At 77.1% G+C, this 4,111-nt stretch carries 1 protein-coding gene and 1 pseudogene; both read left to right on the forward strand.

Annotated features, from left to right (window positions below; translation table 11 throughout):
* The first annotated feature begins 1,451 nt into the window (after window positions 1-1,451).
* A complete protein-coding gene (locus tag MW084_RS17010; RefSeq protein WP_476718379.1) occupies window positions 1,452-1,835 on the forward strand; it encodes a Pycsar system effector family protein in 384 nt (127 codons plus the stop codon).
* Window positions 1,836-1,950: 115 nt separating this feature from the next.
* Window positions 1,951-4,091 (forward strand): annotated as a pseudogene (locus tag MW084_RS17015) (VWA domain-containing protein); the annotation flags it as partial.
* Window positions 4,092-4,111 lie beyond the last annotated feature (20 nt).

Below are 4,111 nucleotides of genomic sequence, written 5' to 3' on the forward strand. Positions count from 1 at the left end.
AGACGGCATACGATCTTCAAGCGNGTCACNTGAGNTGCGNGNNGTTGGTGTACANGGGACCCGCCCCCTCGGGCCCCTGCTGCGCGAGTGCCCGCCGCCCTACCGGCGCACCAGCGGGCGGCTCGCCGCCGTCCTGCTCTACCGCAACGGCGGCCACCGCGTGATGTGGCCCGACCGGAAGGAGGACCACAACACGCCTCTGTTCGGCGGCCCGTACACGGTCTTCGAGGTGCTCCTCGGCCGCAACGTCACCGAGTTCGACCTGGAACTGCCCGCCGCCGGCGACGGGGTGTCCTTCCGTGCCAAGGCGAGCGTCCAGTGGGAGGTCGACGACCCGCACCTCGTCGTCACCCGCCAGGTGTGGGACGTCGCCGAACTCCTGCGCGACGACCTCCTCGACGGGCTGCGCGCCGTCTCCCGCCGCTTCGGGATCACCGAGGCCCAGCGCGCCGACGAGGCCGTACGGGACGAACTGGCCGCCGGCAGGCTCCACTTCGGGCGCGACCTCGGACTGCGCACCCGCGTCCTGGTCTTCTTCGACCTCGACAGCGACGTGAAGGGGCAGCTCGCCGAGGCCGACCGCACCCTCGTCGGCATGGGCGTCGACCGGCGCGTCGCCGAACGGGAGCGCCGCAGGGACGCCTACGACCGGCAGCTCCTCGCCGACCGGGCGCGGGAGCTGCAGGCCGTGCTCCGGCAGGGCGAGGCCGCGCAGATCGCGCACCACATGGCGGCCAACCCCGACAAGCAGTGGGAGATCCGCCGGCAGCTCCTCGCGGAGGAGCGGGAGGGCAAGGCCGACTTCCTCGCCGTCCTGCACCGGCTCATCGACACCGGCGTCATCGAGCGCCACGACCTCGACCAGATGACCTACCAGGTCCTGGAGCACCTGCGGACCAGCAGCGGCGGCGTCCTCGGCGGCGTCGCGGACCGGGTCCTGGACCTGCCGCGCCCCCGGTCCCGCGCCCTCACCGACGGCGGTCCGCCCGCCGAACCGGTCCGCCCGCCCTGGGAGGACGAGCCCGCCGGGCACCGCCCCGCGGACCCGGACGACGACCCCCACCGCGTCCACGAGCCGACCAGCGTCCGGTCCGCCCGCGACCGGGAGCGCGACCGGGGACGCGACCGGGACGCCGGTGCGCCCGAGGACCCGTACGCCCCGCCCCGCGCCGACGACCGCGACGTCCCGCCGTACGGCTCGTCCCGTTCCGACGACCGCGACGTCCCGCCGTACACCCCGCCCGCGAGCCCCAGTGCCGGCTTCGACGACTGGGACGACGAATGAGCCCCGCCCCGGGCCCCGANCNCATATATTAATCAGNNAAGGAGGTGTNNCCCGTCCCGTCCCCGATCCCGCCCCCTCGGCCTCGCCCGAGGAGGTCCGCGCCCTCGCGGAGAACCTGCTGGGCACCGTCCGCGAGGACATCGGCCGCGCCGACACCAAGGCGGCGATCCTCCTGTCCGGCGCGCTCGCCTTCCTCGCCGTCGTCTTCGCCCGCGACCCCGCGCCGCCGACCGCGCGCGGGTTCGCCGCCGCCCTCGTCGCCCTCGCCGGCGTCCTGTGGGGCGCCGGGATGCTGATGCTCGTCGCGGTCGTCCTGCCCCGCACCCGGATCGGCGCCGACCGCACCCTCCTGCGCGACCTCGTCGCCGGCGCCCCCGCCGACGTGCTGCTCGGCCGGCTCACCGAGGCCGGCGCCGACACGACCTCCTGGCTCCTGGACCAGGCCGGCGTCCACGGGCAGGTCCTGGCCGCCAAGTACCGCTGGCTGCGCGCGGGCGCCCTCTGCCTGGCCCTCGCCGTGGCGCTGGCCCTCTCAAGTGAACTGTGGTGACCGAGACATGCGACCGACCCGCACCGAACGCACCGTGAGGGCCGCGGCCCTGGCCGTGCTCCTGGCCCTGACGGCCCTGGCCCCCGCCCCGCCGCGGGCGCCCGCCGCCGNCNNNGGCGGCCGCCGCCGCGCCCGCCCCAGAGGGCGCCGACCCGGTCGACTTCGCCGTCGTCGTCGACCAGTCCGACAGCCTCTCCGACGAGGACCTCGCCCGCGAGGTCGAGGCCGCCGCGCTGCTCGTCCAGGGCGAGATCTCCGAACGCTCCCGGGCCGCCGTCATCGGCTTCGGCAGCTCCGAGAAGCCCGGCCAGTCGCCCGTGCGGGAGGTGTGCCCGCTCACCGTCGCCGACTCCGCCGGACGGCAGCTCCTCAGCGACTGCGTGCAGCGGCTGGCCCGCCGCGACCCGGCCCGCGTCGGCCCCGGCACGGACTTCCCGGCCGCCGTCCGCCAGGCCGTCACCCGCCTCACCGAGAAGGGCGCCCCGGCCACCCCCAAGGTCGTCTTCCTCCTCACCGACGGCCGCCTCGACGTGGACGACAGCCCCGAGTACGGCGCCGACCCGGCCGCCCGCAGGGCCAACGGCGCCAAGCGGCTCGCCGACGAACTGGCCCGCGCCCGCCGCGAGCGCGTCCAGATCTGGCCCCTCGGCTTCGGCACCGCCATCGACCGCGCCACCCTCACCGGCATGGCCGAGGGCGGCTACCGGGGCGGCTGCGCCGACCTGCCCTCCGCCACCCCCCGCATGCGGGTCGTCGCCGACTCCACCGGCATCGACGAGGCGTTCCAGGAGGCGTTCGCCGCCGCCCGCTGCGCCGGCGTCACCCCCGGCGACTCCCGGCGCCCGCCCGCCGACCTGTACGTGACGATCCCGCCGATCGCCACCGACGGCTCCATCACCGTCAGCAAGCACGACCCGGAGGTCACCGTCACCTACTACGACCCGCGCGGCCGCAAGGTCCCCACCACCGGCACCTTCGACGGCTCCACCTTCGAACTCAGCGGCCAGGGCGGCCCGGTGGAGGCGCTGCGCGTCGGCAACCCGCTGCCGGGCCGCTGGCGGGCCCGCGTCGAGGCACCCGAGGGCCACCGGGGCCGCGAGGTCGCCGTACGCGCCATCTGGCAGGGCAGGCTCCGCTCCTCCGTCGTCCTCGACCCCGCGTCGCCCCGCCCCGGCGAGAAGGCCGTCGTGGAGGTCCGCATGCAGACCCGGCGCGGCGTCTACGTCACCGACCCCGCGCAGCTCGCCGGGATCAGGGTCACCGGGAAGCTCGCCGGGGACGGCTTCCCGCCCGTCGCCTTCGCCCTCGCCGACGACGGCCGCGCCCCCGACCGCACCAGGTCCGACGTGCGGTTCACCGGCACCGTCACCATCCCCGCCGGGGCGACCGGCGCACTGCGGCTCACCACCGAGATGGCCGCGCCCGGCGTCACCTCCGACCTGCGCCCGCTCCACGCCCGCACCGGTGAGGGGGCCCCGGCCGTCGTCGCCGGGATCACCGTGGACCGCACGGCCGTCCACCCCGGCGGCACGGTCCGCGGCACCCTGTCCGTCACCAACAACGACGGCGCCCCCCGCACCCTGCGCCTCGCCCTCGCCGACCAGGCGGCCGGTGCGCAGCTGAGCGTCGACCCGGCCACCGTCACCGTCCCGCCGGGCAGCCGCCGCGACACGCCCTTCACCCTGACGGTCGGCCCCGGCACGCCCCTCGGCGACCTCGGCGGGAAGATCACCGCCGTCGACGCCGCCGACCCCGGCCGGTCCCTCGCCGGCACGTTCCTCGCCGTCCGCGTCGAGGCGCCGCCCACCTGGCTCGCCCGCCGGTGGCCGGCCCTCGCCGCGGGCTCCGCCGGGGCGCTGCTGCTCGGCGCGCTCCTCGCCGTACGCCTCCGGGCCGCCCGCCGTCGCCTCGACCTGACCGGGGTCGAACTGGAGCTCCTGCGCGACGGCCACACCGCGGACCGGCTCACCGTACGGACCGGACAAGCCCGGAACGGCACGTTCCTCTTCACCGTCGAGCGGGGCCTCGGCGCCGCCCCCACCCTCCAGCGCGCCCGCCCCGGCGCGCACGGCGCCCACCGGCTGACCGCCACCCGCGGCGGCGAGCTGAGACTGCGCCCGCACGGCGGCCCGGAGCACCCCGTGCGCGACGGCGCCGCCGTCGGCCTCGACGACGGCCTGGAGGCCGCCGTCCACGACCGCAGGGGCCCCGGCCGCGGCCCCACCCCGTCCGGTCCCGGCCGGACGGGGCGCGACCNNNNCNNNGGGCTGTCTCTT

Source organism: Streptomyces sudanensis (assembly GCF_023614315.1).
In the GTDB taxonomy this organism is placed as follows: Bacteria; Actinomycetota; Actinomycetes; order Streptomycetales; family Streptomycetaceae; genus Streptomyces; species Streptomyces sudanensis.